At 38.1% G+C, this 25,007-nt stretch carries 22 protein-coding genes; 3 read left to right on the forward strand and 19 right to left on the reverse strand.

Annotation, left to right across the window (positions count from 1 at the left end):
* Window positions 1-604: 604 nt before the first annotated feature.
* The 12 genes from ffh to CLOAM_RS07575 all read right to left on the reverse strand — a co-directional run bounded on the left by ffh (window position 605) and on the right by CLOAM_RS07575 (window position 8,030).
* The gene (ffh, locus tag CLOAM_RS07520; protein ID WP_015425298.1) at window positions 605-1,945 is read right to left on the reverse strand and encodes a signal recognition particle protein; all 1,341 of its coding nucleotides are present in this window, start codon (window positions 1,943-1,945) and stop codon (window positions 605-607) included.
* Window positions 1,946-1,963: 18 nt separating this feature from the next.
* Window positions 1,964-2,617, reverse strand: coding sequence for a ribulose-phosphate 3-epimerase (gene rpe / locus CLOAM_RS07525; RefSeq protein ID WP_015425299.1), 654 nt, complete (start codon window positions 2,615-2,617; stop codon window positions 1,964-1,966).
* Window positions 2,599-2,913 carry a DUF721 domain-containing protein gene (locus CLOAM_RS07530; RefSeq protein ID WP_044279078.1) on the reverse strand — a complete coding sequence of 105 codons (315 nt, stop codon included), beginning with the start codon at window positions 2,911-2,913 and terminating at the stop codon, window positions 2,599-2,601. Before CLOAM_RS07530 ends, rpe begins: the two co-directional genes overlap by 19 nt.
* Before the next feature lie 69 nt (window positions 2,914-2,982).
* Complete coding sequence (locus CLOAM_RS07535) at window positions 2,983-3,558, reverse strand: hypothetical protein (protein WP_015425301.1); 576 nt, start codon at window positions 3,556-3,558, stop codon at window positions 2,983-2,985.
* A gap of 18 nt (window positions 3,559-3,576) precedes the next feature.
* A complete protein-coding gene (rplI, locus tag CLOAM_RS07540) occupies window positions 3,577-4,023 on the reverse strand; it encodes a 50S ribosomal protein L9 (protein ID WP_015425302.1) in 447 nt (148 codons plus the stop codon).
* Complete coding sequence (locus CLOAM_RS07545) at window positions 4,020-4,856, reverse strand: hypothetical protein (protein WP_015425303.1); 837 nt, start codon at window positions 4,854-4,856, stop codon at window positions 4,020-4,022. The genes rplI and CLOAM_RS07545 overlap by 4 nt, the downstream gene beginning before the upstream one ends.
* Entirely contained in the window at window positions 4,857-5,093 is a 237-nt protein-coding gene (gene rpsR, locus CLOAM_RS07550; RefSeq protein WP_015425304.1) for a 30S ribosomal protein S18, read from the reverse strand. It lies immediately after the preceding gene.
* Window positions 5,094-5,102: 9 nt separating this feature from the next.
* Window positions 5,103-5,546, reverse strand: coding sequence for a single-stranded DNA-binding protein (locus tag CLOAM_RS07555; protein WP_044279079.1), 444 nt, complete (start codon window positions 5,544-5,546; stop codon window positions 5,103-5,105).
* Window positions 5,547-5,556: 10 nt separating this feature from the next.
* Window positions 5,557-5,844 (reverse strand): 30S ribosomal protein S6, encoded by a 288-nt coding sequence (gene rpsF / locus CLOAM_RS07560; protein WP_015425306.1) that lies wholly within the window; start codon window positions 5,842-5,844, stop codon window positions 5,557-5,559.
* On the reverse strand, window positions 5,844-6,440 hold the full coding sequence (pth, locus tag CLOAM_RS07565) for an aminoacyl-tRNA hydrolase (protein ID WP_015425307.1): 597 nt from the start codon (window positions 6,438-6,440) through the stop codon (window positions 5,844-5,846). Before pth ends, rpsF begins: the two co-directional genes overlap by 1 nt.
* A 9-nt stretch (window positions 6,441-6,449) precedes the next feature.
* Window positions 6,450-7,067 (reverse strand): 50S ribosomal protein L25, encoded by a 618-nt coding sequence (locus tag CLOAM_RS07570; protein ID WP_044279080.1) that lies wholly within the window; start codon window positions 7,065-7,067, stop codon window positions 6,450-6,452.
* 15 nt (window positions 7,068-7,082) lie between these two features.
* Window positions 7,083-8,030: a ribose-phosphate diphosphokinase gene (locus CLOAM_RS07575; protein WP_015425309.1), complete on the reverse strand. Its 948-nt coding sequence runs from the start codon at window positions 8,028-8,030 to the stop codon at window positions 7,083-7,085.
* A 469-nt stretch (window positions 8,031-8,499) separates the two neighbouring features.
* On the opposite strand from CLOAM_RS07575, the gene CLOAM_RS07580 reads away from it, so the two are divergent.
* The gene (locus tag CLOAM_RS07580) at window positions 8,500-11,526 is read left to right on the forward strand and encodes a FlgD immunoglobulin-like domain containing protein (RefSeq protein WP_015425310.1); all 3,027 of its coding nucleotides are present in this window, start codon (window positions 8,500-8,502) and stop codon (window positions 11,524-11,526) included.
* Window positions 11,527-12,080: 554 nt separating this feature from the next.
* Here CLOAM_RS07580 and murA read toward each other — a convergent pair.
* The 6 genes from murA to CLOAM_RS07610 all read right to left on the reverse strand — a co-directional run bounded on the left by murA (window position 12,081) and on the right by CLOAM_RS07610 (window position 18,031).
* Entirely contained in the window at window positions 12,081-13,334 is a 1,254-nt protein-coding gene (gene murA, locus CLOAM_RS07585) for a UDP-N-acetylglucosamine 1-carboxyvinyltransferase (RefSeq protein ID WP_015425311.1), read from the reverse strand.
* A gap of 12 nt (window positions 13,335-13,346) precedes the next feature.
* Entirely contained in the window at window positions 13,347-14,168 is an 822-nt protein-coding gene (gene prmC / locus CLOAM_RS07590) for a peptide chain release factor N(5)-glutamine methyltransferase (protein WP_015425312.1), read from the reverse strand.
* On the reverse strand, window positions 14,165-15,079 hold the full coding sequence (locus tag CLOAM_RS07595; protein ID WP_015425313.1) for a response regulator: 915 nt from the start codon (window positions 15,077-15,079) through the stop codon (window positions 14,165-14,167). The genes prmC and CLOAM_RS07595 overlap by 4 nt, the downstream gene beginning before the upstream one ends.
* 1 nt (window position 15,080) lies before the next feature.
* Complete coding sequence (locus CLOAM_RS07600) at window positions 15,081-15,389, reverse strand: STAS domain-containing protein (protein WP_015425314.1); 309 nt, start codon at window positions 15,387-15,389, stop codon at window positions 15,081-15,083.
* Window positions 15,390-15,445: 56 nt separating this feature from the next.
* Entirely contained in the window at window positions 15,446-17,557 is a 2,112-nt protein-coding gene (gene fusA, locus CLOAM_RS07605) for an elongation factor G (RefSeq protein ID WP_015425315.1), read from the reverse strand.
* Window positions 17,558-17,776: 219 nt separating this feature from the next.
* Window positions 17,777-18,031 carry a hypothetical protein gene (locus CLOAM_RS07610; RefSeq protein WP_044279081.1) on the reverse strand — a complete coding sequence of 85 codons (255 nt, stop codon included), beginning with the start codon at window positions 18,029-18,031 and terminating at the stop codon, window positions 17,777-17,779.
* Between the two features lie 228 nt (window positions 18,032-18,259).
* On the opposite strand from CLOAM_RS07610, the gene CLOAM_RS07615 reads away from it, so the two are divergent.
* Both CLOAM_RS07615 and CLOAM_RS07620 read left to right on the forward strand, forming a co-directional pair.
* Window positions 18,260-19,411 carry a deoxyguanosinetriphosphate triphosphohydrolase family protein gene (locus tag CLOAM_RS07615; RefSeq protein WP_015425317.1) on the forward strand — a complete coding sequence of 384 codons (1,152 nt, stop codon included), beginning with the start codon at window positions 18,260-18,262 and terminating at the stop codon, window positions 19,409-19,411.
* Window positions 19,412-19,448: 37 nt separating this feature from the next.
* On the forward strand, window positions 19,449-21,341 hold the full coding sequence (locus CLOAM_RS07620) for a T9SS type A sorting domain-containing protein (RefSeq protein ID WP_015425318.1): 1,893 nt from the start codon (window positions 19,449-19,451) through the stop codon (window positions 21,339-21,341).
* Between the two features lie 856 nt (window positions 21,342-22,197).
* Here CLOAM_RS07620 and CLOAM_RS07635 read toward each other — a convergent pair.
* Window positions 22,198-24,933: an OmpA family protein gene (locus CLOAM_RS07635; protein WP_015425320.1), complete on the reverse strand. Its 2,736-nt coding sequence runs from the start codon at window positions 24,931-24,933 to the stop codon at window positions 22,198-22,200.
* Window positions 24,934-25,007: the final 74 nt, after the last annotated feature.

A 25,007-nucleotide genomic window follows, 5' to 3' on the forward strand; every position in this document is an offset into this window, starting at 1 on the left:
TGTTTTCAAGGTATCTCAGCTTTTTCCAGCTTGAATTGCTAAAGCATTGCTTACCCATTACGGATGGGATTAGCAATGGGTAAGCAATGAGTAAGCAATGCTATTAAGGAAGAATATGTAATTATATTTAGATAATAGGAGTTAGGAAAATTTAGGGGAAGAAGAAAATATTATATCTGTAACTTCATATTTTATATAGTTTTAATATTCATAAACCCTATATTATAAGATAAATCTTATAGAGATGGCAGTTAGATAACGACGGGTTTTAACCCAGCGCAAGAGGAGAAAAACCACAAAACTATACTTCTATTAGGAAATAAGTTTCATAGGAACGACAGGTATTAACAACGGGTTTTAACCCGGTGAAGAAGAACATCAGAGAGCCATTATCTCATTACCCTGGAAAGAGTTATGCAGGAACTCGTTTTAACGGAAAAGGTATTTTATGCGTTCTTTCTCTTTCATTGTATTGCTTTTTGGGAGTTCATAGATGAAAGACATTAAATTTGATTAGTTTTCACTGGTTTCCTGTTTATATTGATTCTTTATTTTTCATTCAGCATTCAAAATCGGGTAATCCTGTTCATCACGAAGCTATTGATTAAATTTCCGGTCTATTTCCTCCCATCATTCGTTCTATATGTTTTCTTCCCTGAGGGGTATTGACTTTTTTCAGCATTTTTTTCATTTCTTCAAACTGGCGTAACAAGCGATTAACTTCCGTAACGCTAAGTCCGCATCCTTTAGCAATACGGAGACGTCTGCTGCCGTTAATAATTTCAGGATGCTCGCGTTCTTTTTCGGTCATTGATTGAATAATTGCTTCTATATGTTTTAGTGCTTTATCGTCAATTTTCAAATCGGCGGGAAGTTTGCGTCCCAAGCCGGGAATCATACGAATTATTGATTCCAGAGAACCCATTTTTTTGATGCTTTGTAATTGTTTGAGGAAATCATTTAAAGTAAACTGATTTTTCAGCATTTTGCGGGCAAGTTTTTCTTCCGCCTCCATATCTATTGCTTCTTCGGCTTTTTCAATAAGGGTTAAAACATCGCCCATTCCCAAAATACGGCTTGCCATTCTATCGGGATAAAAAATTTCCAGATCGCTGATTTTTTCCCCGATGCCGACAAAAGCAACCGGTTTTCCCGTAACTGCTTTAATGGATAAAGCTGCTCCACCGCGGGCATCGCCATCCAGTTTAGTTAAAATAACGGCATCAAAGGCAAGTTTATCGTAAAATTCCTTGGCAATTGTAACGGCATCCTGTCCGGTTGTTGCATCTGCCACAAAAAATATATAATCTGGTTTTATATGTGTCTTCAAGCGTGCCACTTCTTCCATCATCGGTTCATCAATATGAAGACGGCCTGCAGTATCAAAAATAAGCAGATTAACCATTTCCTTATCTGCCATAGATAAAGCGGAATCCGCTATTTTAAGAACATTTTTGGTATCTTCGGAAACGACGGGAATGCCAATTTGTTTACCCAGAATTTTAAGCTGATCAACAGCTGCAGGACGGTAAACATCACAGGCAACAAGCATCGGTTTGATGCCTTTTTTCCGGTAAAAAGCGGCAAGTTTGGCACAGGCAGTTGTTTTTCCTGAACCCTGCAAACCAACCAGCATAACTTTAGTGAGGCGATTGTTGAAGACCTTAAACTGAAAACCTTCCGTATCCATAAGGTTAACAAGCTGTTCATAAACGATTTTTACAACCTGCTGACCCGGGGTAAGGGACTTCATAACTTCTACACCCAAAGCCCGTTTTTCCACTTCAGCAATGAAATTCTTCACAATTCTGAAGTTTACATCGGCTTCTAAAAGCGCCATTCGGACTTCACGCAAACCCGCTTTTATGTTATCTTCGGTTAAATATCCTTTTCCCCGCAGGTTACGGAAAATTTTATCCAAGCGTTCAGATAGGTTTTCAAACATTATTGATCCTTAATATGTTCAGGCATTTCTTAAAGCGGAAATTGCCTGACTATAATCGTGACTGCTGAAAATATAGGAGGCAGAAACCAGAATATCGGTTCCCGCTTCTTTTAATGCTTTAGCGTTAGCGGCAGTAACTCCCCCGTCAACTTCTATGAGATAGCGGTAATTATTCTTTTTCCGCAGGTTATATAAATCCCAAATTTTATAGATGGCAGAAGGAATAAAGTCCTGAGCCGAAAAACCAGGATTTACACTCATCACCAAAATATAATCCAAATCAGGCAAAAGAGCTTCCAAAGTTCCTATGGGAGTTCCAGGATTTAATGCCAACCCGGCTTTAATGCCTTTTTCTTTTAATGTCTGAATAAGCCGGTGGCTATGATAAAATGTTTCCTGATGAAAGCTGACCCATTGCACATCCATATCCAGCAAAAGGGAAATATGAAAATCCGGATTGGTAACCATTAAATGAACATCCAAAGGCAGCTTACTTAAAAAACGAATAGTTCTAATTACTGGAAACCCGAAACTCAAATTGGGCACATAGTGACCATCCATAATATCCAAATGCAGGATATCGGCTCCAGCGGCTTCCAGAGAAGTAATTTCGGAATCAAGATTTCCAAAATCCGCTGCTAAGAGTGAAGGGGCTATTTGCGTCTTTTGCATTTGCGTTTGGGACTGCTGATAAGAAAAACAATATCAGCAATCTCCTCCTCATAGATAGATTTGTATTTGGCAATTATATCATCTTTAATCAGAATAAGTTCCTGCATCCAAGTGTTATTTTGAACGGCAACAAAAAGAACACCGTTTTCCACTTTTACAGGATGCGATTGGGAAGCCAGAATTTCGCCAACTATCTTGCTCCAAGAAAGATAAATATGGATAAAAGACCGGTATTTATCTCCGCCTAAACGGTAGATAAGGTTTTCGGAAAGCCGGGAAAAAGAGCTGAAAGCCATTGCTAAAATAAAACTCTCCACCGAAGATAAAACACTTCGGTGAACTTATAATGTCCCGTTAAAAGCTGATTATTCCTTGTTGGATAATAACCCGTAACCGCTGTAGGAAAGGATTAAAACAATCAGCGCTACATAATATACGGAACCGATGCCAATGGTTGTCTTTTCCACTCTGCTCATTAAAAATCCCGGAACAATAGCCGCTATAAAATAAAGAATATAACCGATAACTCTGTTGCTGACCTGACTGCCACGATAATTAATGAAATAAACAGCCAATAATGTTAAAACAATAAACAGAACCGTAATTCCGCTTACAATTCCTAATGCGGCTCCTGATTTTACCGTCTCGGGAAGAGTTATCAAATTGGTGCGCAAAATAATTACCGGTGGAGTTATTAAAGCCAGAATCATTAGAAGAATTCCAAAAATCTTTCTAAAGAGTTGAGACGACCCTTTAACCTTCTCAAAATGACGCTGACGCTTGCGCGTCATATAAAACATAATGGCTACCACCACCAGAAAAAATACACCATAAGCAACAATCATAATGGGTCTGCCGCTAATCATACCCAATAGGGATAAAACCGCAACAAACACTACCAAAGTGATTATTTGTTTAATCTTAAACCATAAATCGGACATAAAAACCTCCCGGTTTTACTATTGTTCCGGCTCAATAGAAATATTAAGCGTGCACACAATATCTTTCCGCAGATGAATAGGCACTTGGAATTCGCCCAGTTCTTTGAAATGTTTGTCCATTTCCAGGTCATTTTTCTGAATATTAATTCCCTGTTCTTCCAAGCTACGGATAATATCCAGCTCGGATACGGAACCGAACATAGTACCGTGTTCATCAACTTTTCTCATAAATACCAGTTTCGTGGAGTCAATTTTTTCGGCAAGGTTTTTTAATTCTTCGGTCAATTTTTGCTCTTCATCGGCAAGCTTATTTTTAATAGCATTAAGATTTTTCAAGTTTGCCGGAGTTGCATATAAAGCAAAGCCGCGGGGAACAAGATAATTTCTGGCATATCCTCTTTTAACATTAACAACATCACCCTGATTTCCCACTTTTTCTATTGTTTTCAACATAATAACTTTCATTCCGTGTAACCTCCAGGAGTTATATTTCTTTTTGTAAACCACATATTTCCAAAGCCCAACAGAACCAGGAGAATATTGGCATAAAGAACAATTATAAGCATAAATAAGCCGCTGATTATACGGTTGGAAAAAATCATTCCCAAACGCTGCCAAACCAAACCTGCTCCCTGAAAAAAGGGAATTATGCACAAGGATAGCAACAGGTTATAAAACAGCAATTTCGTCTGGTCAAAAAAATATAAGGGCAAGACCGCAATGATAAGCAGGTTAAAATATACCGGAAACCTTAAGTTCTCAATCCTATTAGGTATTTGTAACCTTCCCTCAAAAAGCAGAAATCCGATCAGCCAGGCAATTGCTTGTGAAATAACCCAAATAGAAGGTATTATTCCCTTCCAGAAAGGTAAGGTCTGCTGCAACAAATCATTATTCAGCAAAGCCGGCATTTTATCCTTCACCACTTGCATTCCCTGTTCAAAAAGCTGGTCTTGATAGGTTTTGAATAAATAATACCTCAGCATTCCCCAAGCAAACATTACTAAAAATGCTGCCAGAAAGGAATTGCTGAGAATATGATTGTGTTTTAGCACCATTAGAAAAACCAAAACCGGCAAACCCACTGCTAAAATGGCATCCAAGCACATTAAACGAGTACTTGTTTGAGGGTCAAAAATCAACAGCAGCACCGGAATCGGAATAAACATTATAAATGCCTGCAAGGGCTTGGTTAAATTCAACTCAGCCGTTTTGGCAACATAGAGCATATACAGAATTAAACCCAGAAAAGGACTTAATAGTGATAAAGCTCCAAAGATGACAGGATAAATCGGCATTTATTCAATTACATAAGGAATTAATGCCATCTGACGCGCACGTTTAATTTCAGTTGTAAGCTTCCTTTGGTGCTTGGCGCAAGTTCCGGTCAAACGTGCCGGCTCAATTTTTCCTACTTCTGAGATATAAGGTTTCAGAACATCAATATTCTTATAGTCAATCTGAATTTCTTTATTGGCGCAAAACCTGCAGTATTTTTTGCGGGTATATTTTTTCTTTCTGTCGGTAGTATTCATTCTTTACCTCTAAAAAGGAACATCATCAGTTGTAGTATTGTGATGGAGTGTTTCTTCTGCTGGAAGAGGAACTTCTTCATTTGGCGGTGTAACTCCTTCTTCGCGAGGTTTCCATTCCAGGGAATGAAGAACATCTACAATCACTTCGGTAGTTTTGCGATTTTGATTGTTTTGGTCTGTCCAATTGCGAGTTTCAATTCTTCCTTCCACAATTACGGCGCTTCCTTTGTGAGTTTGATTGGCAATAAACTCAGCCCATTTACGCCAAGCTACACAGTCAATCCAACTGGTTGCAGTTTGCCATTGTTCGGTTTCATCTTTGTAACGACGATCACAGGCAACAACAAAACGAACTACAGGGGTTCCTTTAGGGGTATATTTCAGTTCTACATCGTTACCGATTCTGCCGCTAAAGATACATTTGTTTAAACGCGGTACTTTCAAATCAGCCATTTTTTTCTCCTCAATTCTTTGCCACAAATAAGTAGCGAATAATGTTTTCGTTAATATTGAATAGTGCTTTTAGTTTCTTAATAACCAAGCTGTCAACTCTAAAATAATCCACAAAGTAATAGCCCTCTCTGAATTTTTTAATGGGATAAGCCAGCATACGCTTGCCCCAAGGGTCAATTTTGATGATTTCTCCACCGTTTTCGGTTACCAAAGCCATTAAACTATCATTTATAGCATTAGCTTCATCCGCACTTAAGGTGGGAACTAAAATCACCATTAGTTCATAATCCTTTGTCACTATTTTTCCTCCTTTGGACTTACGATTCCGGAACTTTCTGCTCCGGAACAAGATTTTTTCCAGATACTATATTCATTCAACACAGCGTTGAAATCATACTTTATATAAAGGTCTATAAATTTACCCGCCTGGTCCAGAGCCGGATTCAGCAATTCCCATTCTTCGGGTAAAATATCGCTTAGCACATAATTTTGGGGATCAATTTCGTTGTTTCTGCCAATTCCAATCCGAATTCTTTTCAGCTCTTCAGGGGGTATAACTGCAAGCAAGGATTTTATGCCATTATGGCCGCCATCTCCTCCTCCCTGACGAATACGAATTTTGGCTACAGGCAGTTCTATATCATCATAAATAACCATATATTCAGAAATTATCCATTGCTTTAATGCCTGTTTTATTGCTTCACCAGAACGGTTCATCCAGGTTTTGGGTTTAATCAAAACAGCTCGTTTAAGAACAATATAATCAAAAACATCACCTTTGGCAAAATTCCTTTCTCTGCCTAAAGCCCAACGGTCAAGACAGATAAAACCCAGATTGTGACGGTTGTTGGCAAATTCCTTTCCCGGATTTCCAAGTCCTATAATGAGCTTCATAAATAAGCATTATTTTTCTGTTTCGGGAGTTGTCTGTTCCTCAGGAGCAGGAGCAGCAGGTTTTTCTTCTACAACTTCCGCTCTGGGAGCGTGAATTGCTACTAATGTTACATCGCTGTGTTCTTTTACCTCCCAGTTACCTTTGGGAAGATCGCGAATATGAAGTGACTCACCAATTTTTAAATTGCTTACATCTAAAGTCAACTCATCAGGAATTTCATTCGCCTTACAAGAGATTTTTACATTGCGTTGCACGATTTCCATCATTCCACCTTCTTTAACTCCAATTGGTTCTCCTGTAATAATAATCGGAACTTCCACTTCAATAATTGCCTCGGCAGAAACAACCATAAAATCCAAATGCAACATTTCCCTGGTGACAGGATGAATCTGCTTATCCTTCAAAATCGTATGAAATTGATCACCATTTAATTCAATATCCCAGAAACTTACTTCCGCAAAACTTTTCTTATACAGCTGCGTAAAATCCCCTTTAGGAATGCTTACAGAAATACTTTCCAGTTCAGGTCCGTAGATTACGGCAGGTATCATTCCACTCGCCCTCAAGGTATGCAAATCAGATTTCCTGATTGTTTTTCTGGGAGTGGCTTTCAGGTTAAATATCATTTATTCCTCCATTTATTATCTAAATAAAACACTGATTGATTCTTCAATGTGCACTTTCTTAATTGCTATTGCCAGCATTTCGGCAATAGACAACTGCACTATTTTGGTGCATTGTTTCTTCTCTTCTGAAAGAGGTATTGTATTAGTAATAAAGAGTTTCTCTATTGGAGACGCTTCCAGATCAGATACTGCACTACCGCTTAAGACACCATGTGTGCAAGCAGCATAAATCTTCTTAACTCCTTTATCTACTAAGGCATTAGCTACTTTAATCAAACTTCCGCCCGTGTCTATAATATCATCAAATAAAATAACCGTTTTATTATTTACTTCACCGATAATATTTAAGAGCTCGGCTCTATCTTCATTTCCACTTCTGCGTTTATCGCCAATAGCTAAAGTGCAATTCAAACGCTTTGCCAAAGCTCTTGCTCTGTTTGCACCTCCGGAATCGGGAGAAACAACAACTATATCATCCATTGGCATAATACTTTTAAAATAACGGGCAAAAGTTGGAATCGCATATAAATGATCCACAGGAATATTAAAAAAACCCTGAATCTGATCGGCATGCAAATCCACAGTAATAACTCTGTGCGCACCTGCAATAGTAATTAAATCCGCTACCAGCTTTGCTGTAATAGGAACTCGGGGCTGATCCTTTTTATCGGAACGCGCATAAGCATAATAAGGAATAACACAGTTTATCCGCTGTGCCGAAGCTCTCTTTAAGGCATCTATAATAATTAATAGGTCAATCAAATTATCATTCACAGGATAACAAGTCGGCTGAATTACAAAAACATCAGCTCCGCGCACATTGTCATTGATTTTTACAAACGATTCGTCATTGGAAAATTTGAATAAATCAATATCCGCCAAAGGAATTCCCGCATGTCGGGAAACTTCTTCTGCCAAAGGACGATTCGCATTTCCTGTGATTAATATTAGCTTAGAAAACACTTTTCTCTCTTCTCTTTTTTTTGCTTGTTCCAGTTAATTTTCCTCTTTCTGCATATCCCTTGCGGCTATGCACTTACCATATCCTCTTACCTGATAATTTTTATTTCCCATAACCTCATATATTATCCAATACCTAAACTCGTAATTCCTCTATCAACTAACATAATTTCTATATCTTACATCGCTTTCTACCTGTCTATTCAGGCAAGTTTTACCACTTTTTTAGGCAAGCTCATTTTGTCAAAGCTTATTTATCCCCTTACAATATAAACTTGTTTGGAAGAATTCTTGCATAAATGTATGCTTGGTAGAGAATATATTTTCAGTTGTTAAAGCAGAAATGTTTTTCAGCATTGAGGCAGAGGATGATTAGAGAGATGCATTTGAAGTGAAAGGTTATATTCTTCCATGTATTATAGCCCAAAAGCGGTATAAAAAATAGTTTTTTTATTAAAAGAAGGAGATAGAAATGAAGAAGATAGCGATAGTGCTTTGTTTTGCCCTGCTTACTATAGGGCTTTTTGCCACCTTGGAATGGACTGAAGCAGTGGCAATTCGTCAAGGGGTGAATATTGAATGGTTTCGGACTGGCATAGAAACCACAGATGGTGGAGCCATATATGTTTGGTCTGATACAAAACTTGGCGAGCGAGACCTTTGGGCTCAGAAAGTTGATGGTGCAGGAAATATGGTTTGGGGAGAGCCGGTTTTAATAGATGGCAAGCCAGACCGTCAGGAAGACCCTGTAATAACCAGAACCAGTGATAATAATTATGTTATTGCCTGGATTGATTTTTCTGCCGATTTGGATGGCGATGTTTATGCTCAAAAGATAGATGGAGAGGGTAATTTGCTTTGGCAGGAAGGCGGAGTTCCTGTTTGTACTCTGGCGGGAATGCAGATTGATCTAAATATGGAGCCCGATAATGAAGGTGGTGTTTATATAATTTGGGTGGATAGTCGTAATCCGAGTAAAGACCTTTTTGGACAGCGTCTTTCTGCAAATGGCAGTCCTTTATGGATAGTAAACGGAATTCCTATTGCCAATGGCTTGGGGGATGAAATGCAAAATACAATGCTTCCTGATGGCGAGGGAGGGATGATTATTGCCTACACACACAGTTATGCAAGTAATGATGATCTTTATGCCAAGCGTTTTAATGCCAATGGAACTATGGTTTGGCAAAATACTTTAGTTATCAGTGAAGCGGAAGGAAGTCAATCCGACATTAGAATGGCTGCTCTAAATGATGGCAATTTTGTTTTTACCTGGGCGGATAAACGCAGTGCCGATACCGATATTTATGCCCAAAAGATTAACCTGGCAGGGGATTTGCTTTGGGGTAGTTATTTAATAGTTTACAGTGATCAAAACGGGCTTGCGAGGCCTCAAGTGAATCCTCGTATTGTAAAAACCTCCGATAATGGAGTAATCATTGTTTGGGAAGATTTTCGTTTGGACACACAGAATCCTGATCTTTTTGCGCAAAAGATTTCTGCTTCCGGGATCAAACAATGGAGTGAACAGGGAATTGCTTTATGCACGGCAGAATTTGCTCAAGTAGGTCCTCGTCTGGCTTCTGATAATAATGGCGGTTGTTTTGTTGTTTGGGATGATTTAAGAAATGGAAATGCTCCCAATGTAGATATTTATGCCCAGCATCTTTCTGCCAGTGGAAATGCTTTATGGGAAGCGAATGGCAAGGCGATTTGTATAGCTCCCAATGAACAAAGCGGCAGTTTAATTAAAGTAAGTAATAATATTGTTTTCATCAACTGGATGGATATTCGTAATGGAAGTGTCGGTATTTATTATCAAGCGCTTACTTATGAAGGCACTGTTCTTCTGGCAGTAAATGGAGCTGAGGTCTTTTGGGGTTTAAGTGGAGACGCACCTTTAGATAATTATTTGATTTTAAAACGCAGTTCCGATGTTGTTATTATTTGGCAGGATACCCGTTTTGCCAATGATGGCTATCGTCTTTTTTTCCAGTTTCTTAATCCTGATGGCAGTATTGATTTTGAACCCAATGGACATCCTGTAACTGTTTCCGTGGGAGGATCACAATCCACTCCCAGTGCAGTTGTAACTCCTGATGACCAAATTGCCATAGTTTGGGAAGATGCCAGAGGCGATAATCCTAAGGTTTATGCTCAACTTCTTAGTGCCAGTGGAGAAAGATTATGGGGAGAGCAGGGTATGGAACTTACCGTTAATAGTCCTTTAAGGCAAAAAGACCCGAAAGTAAGTTACTATAACGGTTCCCTATATTTTGGCTGGTCGGGTTCCGATCAAGTGGAAACCAGTTTCTTTTATCATATCTACGGACAGCGAATTTATAACGGACAAAAAATGTGGGGACCGAATGGAATACTAATTTCTACCCTTGCACAAAGTGATTTAAGAAATGAGTGCACTCTTTATGAACTGATAGATAATTACTATGTTTGGCATAGAATTAATCCCGCTCTGGCAACACAAACTATTTGGGTGAAAAGAGTGGCAGAAGATGGTTCCGCTATGGATGGATGGCAGGAAGAAGGAATTCAAACCTCTAATTATAACGATTGGGATGCTATTCAACTATTTCCGAAAGCTCATAAGACACCCGAAGGCATTTTTGTAATGTGGAGGGACTTACGTAACGACTATATACAGAATTATTGGGGACAGCATATTGCGGAAAACGGAACTTATTTATGGAATCCGGTAGGGGTTAATCTTAACGATAACCAAAAAGAACAGGAAAAGGCATCTATTGTTGTTAATAGCAGTGGCATAACTTTTGCCTGGTGTGAAAACATAAACGGAATGAATGATATAATGGCTCAGAAATATTCTTTTCCGGGTGAACCTTTATGGACCAATAGCGGCTATTATGTTGTTCAAAGAGATTCCGCTCAATCAGACCCCTGTCTTGTTTATTTTCCCGATGGTAATTATCTTATTTCCTGGGCTGATTTTTTGAATATAGAAAGTGACCTTTATTATAAATACATCACCGAAAATGGAGAAATGATTGGAGCTCCTCAGGGCAATGTTCTTTGTAATGCTTCTAAATCACAATATCAACCTCAAACTGCTATTCTGAATAACAAAGCATATACTGTTTGGGCAGATGGACGTTCCAGCGGGAAAACCGAAATTTTGGGACTTTATGCTCAAAAATTGGGTAATGGAACACCTGTTACCGATGTAACAATACCCCCGTTGCAAAGTTTGATTTTACACCAGAATTATCCCAATCCCTTCAATCCTGAAACTACAATCAGCTTCACTTTGAAAGATCCTGCCCTTTCCTTAAAACTCAATATCTATAATATAAAAGGGCAATTGGTAAAAACCCTTTATGATGGAGCGCTGCAAAAAGGACAGCATAGTTTTGTCTGGAATGGAACGGATGAAACGAATTGCCAGGTCTCCAGCGGAGTTTATTTTTACCGGCTAAGTAACGGAAAAGAAAGCAGACAACGAAAAATGGTGCTGCTGAAATAAGTAGAGAGGTCAAGAAGCAAAGAGGTCAAGAAGTAAAAAGGTCTTGAGATTAAGAGGGAAAAACGGCTTTAGAGCTTGGGGTGAGAGTTAATCTTGAATACGGAAATTAAAGCAAAAATGGGTTGGCAAATTCCGATTTGCTACAGATGATATAGTTATCTAAAAAAACTTTATCCTTCGTATTTACCGAATCGGAATTTGGCAACCCAAGGGTTCACGATTGTTACAGCTGAATTTTACTGTTTATTTTGGCATTAACTATATATTTGTTTATATTCCAAGCTATTATACCGTTTTCCACTGCCTTCCCTAATAGCATTGCTCACCCATTGCTTACCCATTACTAATGCCATCCGTATTGGGTAAGCAATGGGTAAGTAATGCATTCGGGGATAGCAAGTTCCATTGTAAATCTTATTCTGACTGCCGATTTACATTTATGCTTCATTTTTCATTCTTCCAACATAGTAGCTATGAGTCCTAACTTTATTATGTAGTTGGAGTTTACCGTAGTTCCGCTTTTTAATTTTTAGCGGAGGAACAGCGTCCTCCGGCTACACTTCTTCGCGGGTAATTTTTGCTCCAATGGCATTCAGTTTCGTTTCTATATGTTCATAACCGCGGTCAATATGATAAATTCTGGAAACAATAGTAGTGCCTTTAGCTACCATACCTGCCAAAACAAGAGCCGCACTTGCCCTCAGGTCTGTAGCCATAACTTCTGCTCCACTAAGTTCTTTCACGCCTTTAACGGCAGCTATATTTCTTTCAATTTTAATATTTGCCTGCAGACGATTCAATTCTGCAATGTGCATATAACGTTCAGGAAAAATTGTATCTTCAATAAAGCTAACCCCATCAGCCAGAGACATAAGAACGGTAAATTGAGCTTGTAAATCGGTTGGAAAACCGGGATAAGGAAGAGTTATTAAATTTACGGGCTTAATGGAAAAAGGTGGAATAACGGTTATGGCTTTATCTTCAATTTCCAGTTCACAACCGCTTTCCCGTAATTTTTCCAGAACTGCGGTTAAATGTGCCGATTCACAATTAGCTACTGTAACAGGGGTTTTACTAAGAGCACCAGCAATGAGAAAAGTTCCGGCTTCAATTCTATCGGGAATCATATTCATTTCTACCGGAATGAGTTCTTCCACACCTTCAATTTCCAGAGTAGTAGTCCCTTTACCGTTTATTTTTGCTCCCATTTTGTTTAGGAGGTCAATAGTGGAATCCACTTCCGGTTCCATTGCAGCATTAAATATTCTTGTTTTCCCTTTCGCCAAAACAGCTACCATCAGAGCATTAATTGTAGCTCCTACGCTGGATTTGGTAAAATAGATATCGGCGCCTTTCAGTTCTTTTGCTTTGGCATTAATATAGCCATAATCAACGGATATTTCGGCTCCCAGGGTTTCCATTGCCTTTAAATGAAGGTCAATAGGTCTGGTGCCAATGGCACAGCCACCAGGAAAAGATACCCTGGCTTCTTTCAAACGCGCTAATAGAGGTCCTAAAACATAAATGGAAGCGCGCATTTTGCTGACCAATTCATAAGGGGCTTCCGGAAAACAAACATCCCGGGAATCAATACTCATACTGCCATCTTCATAATCCACTCTGGCTCCGATTATTCTTAATAAATGGGACATCGTTTTGATGTCTATCAAATCGGGAACATTATGCAACACCGATTTTCCTTTAGTTAAAAGACAGGCAGACATTGCAGGTAAAACAGCATTCTTGGCTCCGCTTACATAAATAGTGCCATTAAGGTTACGGTTTCCTTCAATAATAAATCGTTCCATTTTTTATCCTTTTTACCTGTAAATAAACAGGTATCTATCCTTATCGGTCAAGTCCTTTAAGGGCTCAATTTTTGTCCAGCCCTCTTTTCGGGCAATGTTCATAATTGCTTCCTTTTGGGTATCGCTATGCTCTAAAGCTAAAAAACCGTTTTCGGAAAGGTATTCAGAGCTTTCAGAGAGTAATTTACGGTAAAAATCAAGTCCATCTTCTCCACCTTGCAAAGCTATTACGGGTTCTTTATCTTTAATTCTGGAATTTAGAGTAGCAATTTCTGCTTTACTGATATAAGGAGGATTGGAAATAAGCACTTCATAACTCTGTTTAACAGGAGGAAAACAATCGGACAAATAAAAATGAATATCTGCCCGATATATTTCAGCATTCTTTTTAGCTGTTTCCAATGCCGAAAAGCTTATCTCCGTAGCAGAAACATTTAGAGAAGGTAGATTATGTTTTAAGGCAATAGCAATAGCACCACTACCTGTGCCAATATCCAAAATTCTTTCCGTTCCTTTTAATCTTTCCATTGTCAATTCCACCAGCCGTTCCGTTTCCGGACGGGGAATTAAAACTGCAGGATTAACCTTTAGGTCTAAACCGTAAAAATAAGCAGTTCCTGTTATATATTGAGGTGGTTCTCCTTTTTCCAAACGGCTGAAGGCATTTCCAATTATTTCCCCTTCCCAGTCAGTTAAAATCCGTTGTCGGGATAAAATAATCTCACTCCGGCTGAGATGCAAATAATAGGATATTAAAAACCAGAAATCCGTCTCAGGAATATTTTGGGCTAAAGCTAAACTTTTTGCCTGTTCCAGCAACTCCTGTAAAATCATTTTTTATTGTTTATGGGCAGTTTTTTACTGATAGTAACCGTTCTGCCTTCTCTGTCAAACTCCAGTTTGTCGGAAAGATGATAAAGCATCGCAATTCCTCTGCCATTTTCTTCCAGATTCAGTTTGGGCTCATTGGCAACCCTTTTTATCCAGGTTTCATAATCAAAGCCGGGTCCGTCATCTTCAACGGTTATTTTGATTGTTTGTGTTTTATAACAAAGAGAAAAATAAAGACGCATTCTTTTAGAGGCAATTTCAGGTTGTTGCAGGCGTTCATTTATTATTTTCTGCAGGGCATTATGTTCCATAACCCGTTCCTGAACATTTAAGCCCAGAGTTCCATGAATATAAGCATTGTAAACCATTTCATCTATACAAATCAGAATTTCGTTTAACACATTGGGGGTAAGGTCAAAATTTTGGCGCAGAAAGTTGTGAAAGACCTCCGAAACAGCAAATTTGGAGAAATTCCGCGGATCAAGTTCAAAATGAAACTCCGCTTTTTCCAGGTTGTTATAAAACTCGCTGAAATCGCTCCGTTTTTTCTTGCGTTTCAGAATGGTCTGAATGGAACGCATCATTTGTTTACTGTCTATGGGCTTATGAATAAAATCCGAAGCGCCAAGTCGGATTGCCTCAAGGAAATATTCATTATCCACATAACCTGTCATTAAGATGAAAGCTATTTCTTTTTCATAATCCCTGCGCACGCGGGAAAGGAATTCCAGACCATTCATACCTGGCATTTCAATATCACAAATTACGAGATCATAATCCTCGGTTTCAATTTTATGCAATGCTTCCGTTCCACTGAGAGCTGTTTCTACTTCAAAACCATTAAATTTCAGCAACTCGGACAAGCTGAAAACAAGGGAACTACTGTCATCCACTACAAGAATGCGGTGTTTCATTTCAGCCCAGATTAACTGTAAATAATTGATTTAGTTTGAGCATAGAAAATAACTCATATACGCTATTGGAACTTCTAACCACCTCAATTTCTCCTCCTTTGGTAATAAAATCCTTGTAAAACAACAAAATTTTTCCAATCCCTGTAGAACTTATATTCCGGCAATCCAGCAAATCAAGTTCCAAAAGAGTGGCATCAGAATTAAGAACTTCAGTTAATTTTTCCTGAAGCAAATAAGCATTTTTGCTATTTAAGATACCATCAATCTTCATCTTAGCGACCTTGCCATCAAGGGAAAGTTCAATGTTCATCTTTATAACCTCCTTTTAATTTCTTTATCTAAAATATCCTTTTGTCTGTCAAGGATTTATTCTACATAACCGCGAATTCTTTTCAGAATGGCATTTTGAATCTGCACCGGACAAATCTCGTATTTCTTAAATTCCAAAGTATATATAGCTCTGCCTTGGCTTAAAGAACGAATGCGGGTTGCATAACCAAAAAGTTCGGAAAGAGGAACTTCTGCCACGATTTCCTGTTTAAATTCATTATCCCGACGCATAATTTCTATTTTCCCCCGTTTGGCATTGATATCATTTAAAATATCACCTACAAATTCATCAGGAGCTATTACTGTAAGCAACATAATAGGTTCCATAATTACCGGAGAGGCATCTCTAAGCCCTTTACTGATAGCTATTCCGGTTGCAATGCGATAGGCAAGTTCATTGGAATCCACAGGGTTATAATCCCCATCAATAAGTTCTATATGCACTCTTTCTACATTACCACTAATGAGAGGTCCATCATTCAAAGCATTGAAAACAGCTTCTTCAATAGGTTTCCAAAATTCCGACGGGATTTTATCTTCACTTATTTTATTTACAAAGATGTTTTTGGCATCCTCCGGCAGGTCTTTTAAAGCAATTGGACTTAAGCGGAATTTTACATAAGCATAATTTCCCTTGCCATTCAGTTCACGCTGGAAAACTTCTTCTGCTTCTACTTCTTTAGTAATCGTTTCTTTATAGGAAACCTGGGGATTACCCTGATTTACTGCAACACCAAATTCCCGACGCAAACGATCTACAATAACTTCCAAATGCAATTCGCCCATTCCTGAAATCAATGTCTGTCCCGTATCTTTATCGGTATGCACACGGAAAGTAGGGTCTTCTTCTTCCAAACGCATTAGGGCAATATCCAGATTTTCCTGATCCGCTTTGGTTTTGGGTTCAATAGCCATAGAAATTACAGTATCTGGAAAATGCATTTTGGAAAGCAAAACTTCAAAGTTACCGTCGGTAATTGTATCTCCCGTTATTAGAAATCTGGAACCTACAATAGCTCCAATATCACCTGCATGAAGGCAATCCAAATCGTTTTTCCGGTTACTCATCATTTGCAGAATACGCGAAACTCTTTCTTTCTTGCCATTCGTCTGATTTACAAAGGAACCGCCTTTTTTCAAGGTTCCGGAATAAACCCTGATATAAACAAGGCGTCCAATATATTTATCTATTTGCACTTTGAAAGCTAAAGCTACCAGAGGTCCTTTGGGATCAGGACTAATATTAACAGGATTATGTGTTACGGGTTCAAAACCTTGTGTATCTCCAATATCAAGAGGTGAAGGCAGAAAATCACAAATTCCGTCCAAAAGAAGCTGAATACCTTTATTTTTTAAGGAACTGCCACAAAAAACCGGGACAAATTGACTGCTGATTGTCCCTTTGCGAATTGCCTCTTTTAATACACTTACAGGAATTTCTTCTCCCTCTAAAAACAACATCAGTAATTCATCACTGAATTCGCTAACCTTTTCTAAAAGCTCATCCCGCATACTTTTTGCGCTTTCCAGATATTTTTCCGGAATGGTTGTCTGTTTCACTTCATAGCCAAAGGTTAAAGGATCAAAATAATATGCCTGCATCGTGATTAAATCAATTACACCTTCAAAGTTTTCTTCCCTACCCATTGGCATATTTACAGGATAAGCATTGAGCGTAAGCCGTTCTCTAATCATTTGTATGGTATGAAAATAATCTGCGCCTACCCGATCCATTTTGTTTATGTATGCTAAACGAGGAACACGATAACGATTTGCCTGATTCCAGACAGTTTCTGATTGTGGTTCCACACCTCCAACTGCACAAAATATACCTATTGCTCCATCCAAAACCCGTAAGGAACGTTCTACTTCTGCTGTAAAATCTACATGACCCGGAGTATCAATAATATTTATTTGATAGGTATTCCAATAACAAGTTACTGTTGCAGAAGTGATTGTAATTCCTCTTTCCCTTTCCTGTTCCATCCAATCCGTAAATGTATTTCCATCATGCACTTCACCCATTTTATGCAGATAACCTGTATAAAACAATATCCGTTCCGTAGTTGTTGTTTTCCCGGCATCAATATGAGCCATTATACCAATATTGCGTATTTTAGTAAGCGGACTATCCGCATCGGTATCCATAAATAAATCCTTTTTTTAATTTATTAACCAAAAAAACAGGGTTAGCTTATTTGTCTATGAAAAAGTCCAAGAGCTCTGAAGGTTAACAATACAGGAGGGATAAAGTATTAAGTGGAAAAATTCCAATTGGGCAAAAGTAAAAGGAATACTTATTGTAGAGAACTAAATGCTCAGCAGCAAAAATGAATTTACCACCCGATTAATACAAAACAAACACGGCTATTTCTTTTGGACTTTCTCCCATTTAGCTATTATATCATCTCGCAATTTACTCAGTCGTATCTTAACTTCCGCCCAATCACTGTAATGGTATTTATCTTTAATTTCAATTGTTTCATTATTCTTCAAATGTATAGCAAATCCGATAAATTGCTCTTCAATAATCTGACCTGTTTGCCCATATTCTTTAATTTTAGAGATACTCTCTACCCTTGCCAAATCAATTTTTCTGCCATCGGGTAATGTATAAAGCATTTCCGTAACCTTCCTATGAATCTCATAAAATTACATATTATTATATCAAATCATTTTGTCAATATTTATTTTAGCCCTTTTAAATTCTGATTAAGAATGGAAAAATTAAAATCCCTATGAATCCTTAAAAATCCTTTTAATCCGTGTTGTTGATAAAGATTTCAAGTTATTCTTGACAGCAGACCTTTTTGCAATATTATATCATTAAAGAGTAATAGGGAGAAAGTAATGAATGATAAACTGACTGATATCTTCAACGAAATCAGAGCTTCCTACGAAAGCACTTTGGGCAAACGCGCATTTCATTCTGCAAATGCCTGGCGCAGCAAAAAAGAAGAACCGGATATTATGCGTTCCCAATTTGCGGTGGATAGAGATAGAATCCTTTACAGTGGCGCTTATCGCAGGTATCATGGAAAAACACAGGTTTTTTCTTTCACCAATATGATTGATGAAGAAATGACCAATCGTAATCTGCACATTGCTTATGTTTCTCAAATCTCGCGCACTATAGGAAAATATTTGAAGTTAAACACGGAGTTGATTGAAGCGATAGCTTTAGGTCATGATTTGGGGCATTGTCCTTTTGGCCACGATGGAGAAACTGCTCTTTCCCAATGTTGTGAAAAAAACGGTATCGGAGAATTTCATCATAACATTGAAAGTTTACATATTGTGGATCATATCTCACGCAAGGGAAAAGGACTGAATTTAACTTTTCAAGTGCGAGATGGAATCATTTCCCACGACGGAGAAGTGCATAACACCCAGTTAATTCCTCAAACAAATAAAACCGAGGAGGATATTCAGAATTACATTTATGCCAAAAAAGCCGGGCAGGATCTTCAATTTATGCCTGCAACTCTGGAAGGGTGTGTAGTTCGTATTACCGATACAATTGCCTATATTGGACAGGATATAGAGGATGCCATTCGTTTTAATATTCTTACTCGCGATGAACTTCCTGCAGAGCAGGTTACTTATTTGGGCAATACCAATAGTCAGATTATAGAAACCCTCATCAAAAGCGTGATTGTAAATAGCTATGAGCAAGATTTCATTGCTTTTGACAAAGAGACCAGTGAGCATCTTTTGGCTTTGAAGAAATTCAATTACAAAAGAATCTACACCGATGAAAATGTGAAAAAATCAAATTCCATTATTTACCGCACTATGCCTATCCTTTTTGATATTTACTTAAATGACATCCAGGAAAATAATCGGGAATCTAAGATATTCAAACATTTCCTAGACCACAAATTTCCTGAATACCTGGAGAATTTCTCGCCGGCTGAAAAAGTGCGGGATTTTATAGCAACTATGACAGACCGCTATTACAACGAAGAAATTAAGGCATATCTACTCCCCTGGAGAGGATAAACAATGTTTTTCAATTAACTAAATATAAGGAGTAATAATGAAAAAAATTCTCTTAACCCTCGTTTTTACCAGTGTTCTGCTCTTTATTTTGGCAGTTCCCCGAAATTTGGTTGTAGTGGAAATTGCTACCGGAACCTGGTGTACTTATTGTCCTGGAGCTGCTATGGGTGCTGATGACTTAATTGCAAATGGTCAACCAGCCGCAATTATTGAAAATCATACAGGTGATAGCTTTGCTAATGTCTATTCTAATGCCCGAAATAGTTATTACAATCCCAGTGGCGTTCCTACTGCTTATTTTGACGGATTAAATGCTGTGGTGGGTGGTGATCATACTCAATCAATGTATTCTTATTACCTTCCCAGAGTAACTTCCCGCATTGCTGTTCCTTCTAAATATACTATTTCGGCAACTGGAAACTTGACTGGAAATAATTTAACTGTTGCCGCTACGGTTGCTAAGCCGGAAGCTGATACCAATACTAATGTGCTTTTGCATTGTGTTATTACCCAATCACATATTCAATATTCCTGGCAGGGTCAAACACATTTGAATTTCGTAAACCGTTTAATGTTGCCCAATCAAAGCGGAACAGCAGTAACTCTTGCAACTGGTGAACAGCAGACCTATAATCTTACTGGAATATTTAATCCTGAATGGGATATAAATTCCTGTGAGGCAGTTCTTTTTCTGCAGAATAATGCTACCAAAGAAATATTGCAAGGAGTTAAATATTCTTTGCCTGAACTCTTAGGTATTAATCCTATTTCTGTTACAGAACTTAATTTCCCTGAAACCTATATTGGCGGAAGCAGCAGCTTGTCTTTTACTATAAATAACTATTTTAATTTTACTGTAACAGGCACAATTTCTTCATCCAATCCTGTTTTTATTCCTGAACAAACCAATTTTAGTATTGCGGCTTATCAAGCTACCACTATAAATGTAAATTTTGTTCCTGCTTCTGCTGTTCAATATACGGGAATTTTAACACTCAACAGCAATCTGAGTGGTTTCAATATAGTGCAAATTCCCCTTTCCGGAACTGGTTTTTTTAATGCGCCTCCTTCTGTCAGCAATTTGATAATAGTAGGTCCACCGGTAATTTACCAGGGGCTTACGGTTCTTTATGATTTCTCTGATCCCGATGGCAATGTTGAAGGCAATAGCAGGTTCCAATGGATGAGAATGTTCAATAATCAGCCCCAGATGATTCAAAATGCTGTTCAACAAACCTATATTATTCAACCTGAAGATATGGATTATCCAATTGCCTGTCAGATAACTCCTGTTGACCAGCACGGTATGGAAGGAACTCCTGTTTTAAGTCCTCCTACAATTCCTATTGAAGATTTGCCTGCACCTCAAAATCTTACAGGAACTTTAACTCCTCCCAATACTGTTACCCTGCATTGGCAAAAACCCATTCATTATCAGGGAAAGGTCTTCAGCGGATATCGTATTTACCGCGATGGAACAGCTCTATACAGTTTAATGAATCCCGATTCACTTTCGTATGTTGATCTAAATGTTCCTGATGGCTCGCATACTTATTGGGTATGTTCCATTTTTACTTATCCCCTAATTTTTTCCAATCCTTCCAATTCCATTACGATTAATGTGAATGTGCCTAATAGCGATGAGCTTGCTCCGGCTTTGAAAAGCGTTAGTGCTTACCCCAATCCTTTCAAGGCAACAACTAATTTCCAAATTTTCGGTAAAGCCAATCGTCCTGTTACTATTGAAATCTATAATTTGAAAGGACAGCTGATAAACCGTTTGACAACCAAAACAGACCAAAATGGCTCAGCTCAAATCGGCTGGAATGCTTTAGATGAAAATGCCAAACCCGTAAGAAACGGAATATATTTCTATCGCACCCTCTGTGAAAACCTCTGTGAAACCGGAAAACTTATCCTGCTAAAGTAATCAGTAAACAACATTCATAATTGTTTATTCGTTAACCACTCCCAATGACAAGTTAGCCATTGGGAGTTTTTTATTTGTTATTCCAATAATACCCTTGAAATAAATCCCAAAAACGCAGTGGGGAGAAAATGGGTTGGCAACTTCCAATTTCCCAGAGAGTTCGTAGAACTCTAATATAATTTCCTTTGGGGAAAGATATATACTAAAAAGTCCTGGCAGGAATGACAGACCCGAAATGAAATCCTTATTCTGCAGGATTGACAATATAATTATCATACAAGAATTACATTATACCCTCTATAACAGTCACTTTTATAATAAATTAAAATCATTTCTGCAGCGCATTTCGCTCTTTCCTGAAACCCTCAATCTAAAGTTTATCATACCTTAATCAAGCGTTAATTGTTAACGCTTGATTAAGGTTAGATGAACGCTTGATTAACACTTTTAACTAAGGGCGGATAGTGAATTTTGTTTTTAATAAAGAATTATTTGTCATTCCTGTAAAGAATGATTGCATTTTTAATATGGAATCCATACCTTTGTCATTCCTGCAAAAGTAGGAATCCATACTAAAATATTGTATTATTAAAATGGATTCCGCATCAAGTGCAGAAAGACAACGGATATTTTACCTTCAAGAACTGGTATCACCCCTGGTTTTTTTGTCCCTACTGTTCTTTTTTATCTGTATAATCCGTGCTCTCGGTGAGAGTTCTTTTTTTCTTCGCCTGCACCTCTTTTTTTATCCATATTATCTGTGTAATCTGAATGAGACAATATTTTCCCTGTCCAGTAAAAAAAGAATCCCGAAGCGAGCTTCAGGATTCTTCAATAAAATTAAGCTACCGGAAGGTTATTTCTTCACAGTAAAGGAATAAATGTTTCTTCCTTGGGATTGAACTTTCCATCCCAGCATCATATCTGCAATTTCTTCGGTAGTTTTTTCCTCCAGGTTTCCCATAAGGTCACGCACATTAGCGGACTGAATTTTCCCGTTATCAAGGAAGAGGTCAACTTTCACATTGAATTGTTTTTTATTCGCCAGGGTCTGTTGAATCATAGTTTTAAACTGGTTTTCCAAAGAAGCGGGAATTCCAGTTTGCGTAACTGCATAAGCTGACTCCTTGGAAACAGTTTTCACTACTCGGGTTTTTTTCTCTGCCTGGGTAAATTCTTTTTCCATATCTTCGTAGGTATCTTCCATATATTCAATGCCCAGGATTTTCATTTCGGTTCTGCGATTTCTTTGTCTTCCTTCGGGTGTATCATTGGAAGCAATTGGCTTATCAAATCCGTAGCCGACTGTTTTAATGCGTTTGGGATCAATACCGTTTTTAATTAAGTAATCGGCAACGGCTTTAGCGCGGGCTTCGGAAAGTTTTCGATTATATTGTTTACTACCGATATTATCGGTATGTCCGGAAAGTTCAATTTCCAGTGTTTCATTTTCTTTCATCGTAGCTAAAATCGGTTTCAGGATTTCCAGGGACTTAGGCGTAAGAACTGCTTTATTGAATTCAAATTCTACATTCTCCAGTTCAAAGACAGCTTCTTTTTCCAATTTGGACAAACGGAAATTTTTGGTGATATTTTGCTGATCTTCCGGAACATTTATTTCCCCGGAAACCTGCAGATAATTGGGTTTGGAAACACGATATTGCAATTTTGGCACACGCGGTAACGAAATGCTATAATCACCGTTACTATCAGTAACAACCCGGTATTCAATGATTTCATCTTCACTTTCATAAATCCAAGCAACCATAGCTACTAAAGGATTATCATTATCGTCAAAGACCTTACCGTTAAGTGTAACTTCCTTCCCCAATCTAACCAAACGAATAATTGTATCATAACTATTCACATTCTTAGGAATAGTTATAATTTCTTCCCGCACTGCATAGCCGGGCTCTTCAATTCTATATTTAAGCTTTTCCATTATAGGTGTATAGAGTTTAAAAACACCTTCATTATTGCTTTCTACAATAACTTCGGTTAATTCGCCCTCAAAAACATAGCTCCAACGAATACTGCAGGGAACTGGATTGTTTTCTTCATCCAGAACTTTACCGTTAATAGCAAGATTTCCACCTTCACCAATTCCTGTTTCTACGGGAAGAGTAATATTTACAAATATCTCATTTTTATCGGGTGGAATTTCAATTTTACCTGTTGTCTTCTTATATCCGGGAGTATTGATCTCAAAAGCAATATCTTTGGTGTCCCCGGGAAGGGTAAAAGAAAAAGTTCCTAATTCATCCGAGCCGATAATACGCATAAATGTTTTATCACCAAGATAATAAACCCATATAATATCTGTTTTCACAGGTTGATTTTTATCACTCACAACCACACCGCTGATTTTCAGTTCTTTAAATGCCTGAGGAACAACCGGCTTCTCCTCAGCTGGCTTAACTCCCGTAAGTAAAACGATCTGTTCTTTCATCTTATCCAGCAAGCCAAGATCTATTGTATAAATATCTTCCTGCCCCATACCACCGGCACGATTGGAACATAAATATGCGGTTCTGCCATCAGGAGCAATAACAAAATAACGATCATCTTTTACGGAATTAATTATCGGACCCATATTTACCGGTTTGCTCCATTCCGTCCAGGAATTGCCTATTCTTGTGGAAACAAAGATATCATTACCACCATAACTGTTATGTCCGAAAGAAGCAAAATAAAGATACTTACCATCCGGACTTAAAAAAGGCGATTGTTCGTCATAAGATGTATTAACAATATCACCTACACTAACAGGAGTTGTCCAGATTCCGTTTATATTTTCGGAAACATAAATATCATAGTTTTTATGGTCTCCGTCCCGATTACTGGTTAAAAACATAACTTTATCACGCCAGACAAAGGGCTGCAGATCATAATATTTACTGGAGACCTCCTTAATCATTATTGGTTTGGTCCAGCGTCCTTTACTATCTAAAGTCGTCTGATAAATATCTCCATTCGTTGTATCTTTGGAATAGTATCCAAATAAATAAGCAGTATTGCCATCCAGAGAAAGGGAACCCAACGATTCGTTATAATCGGTGCAAAGTTCAGTAACTTCAATTGCTTCACTCCAAACATTATTCTGCTGCTGAGAAAGAAAAATATTCTCTTTCCCGAAATCACTGCGTCGGAGTGAACTGAAATACATATATTTGTTGTCTGGAGTAAATACCGGAGCATATTCTGAATCACTGGTATTGATGCTACCTTTCAGTTTCCCCAAAGATACCGAAACAGATGTTTGTTCTTGATACAGAGCAACCTCATATAGCATCTGAAGCAAATCTTTCTGCACTAAGGGATCTGTACCCAGTGATTTATTTTGGTATTCAGTAAGCCAAATATGCGCTTGTTTGTAATCTCCCAAAGCCAGATGAACTTTCCCGCGCAACAGAGCATATTCAGGATCTTGATTATCCGGTGCTTGAATCATATCCAGATTTTGTTTGGCGGAAGCATAATTACCCAGTTCAAAATATTGCCGGGCATTTACATAATAGATGTTATCAGTTATTATTGCGAGAGCAAACTGGCAAGACAGGAGGATTACCAACCCGATTATTAGTTTCTTCATTATATCTCCTCTAATGTGAGGGCTTCCCCTGAGAAAAAATTCTCAGGGGAAAACCACACACAACTTTTTTTATT

The organism is Candidatus Cloacimonas acidaminovorans str. Evry, assembly GCF_000146065.2.
GTDB lineage: Bacteria > Cloacimonadota > Cloacimonadia > Cloacimonadales > Cloacimonadaceae > Cloacimonas > Cloacimonas acidaminivorans.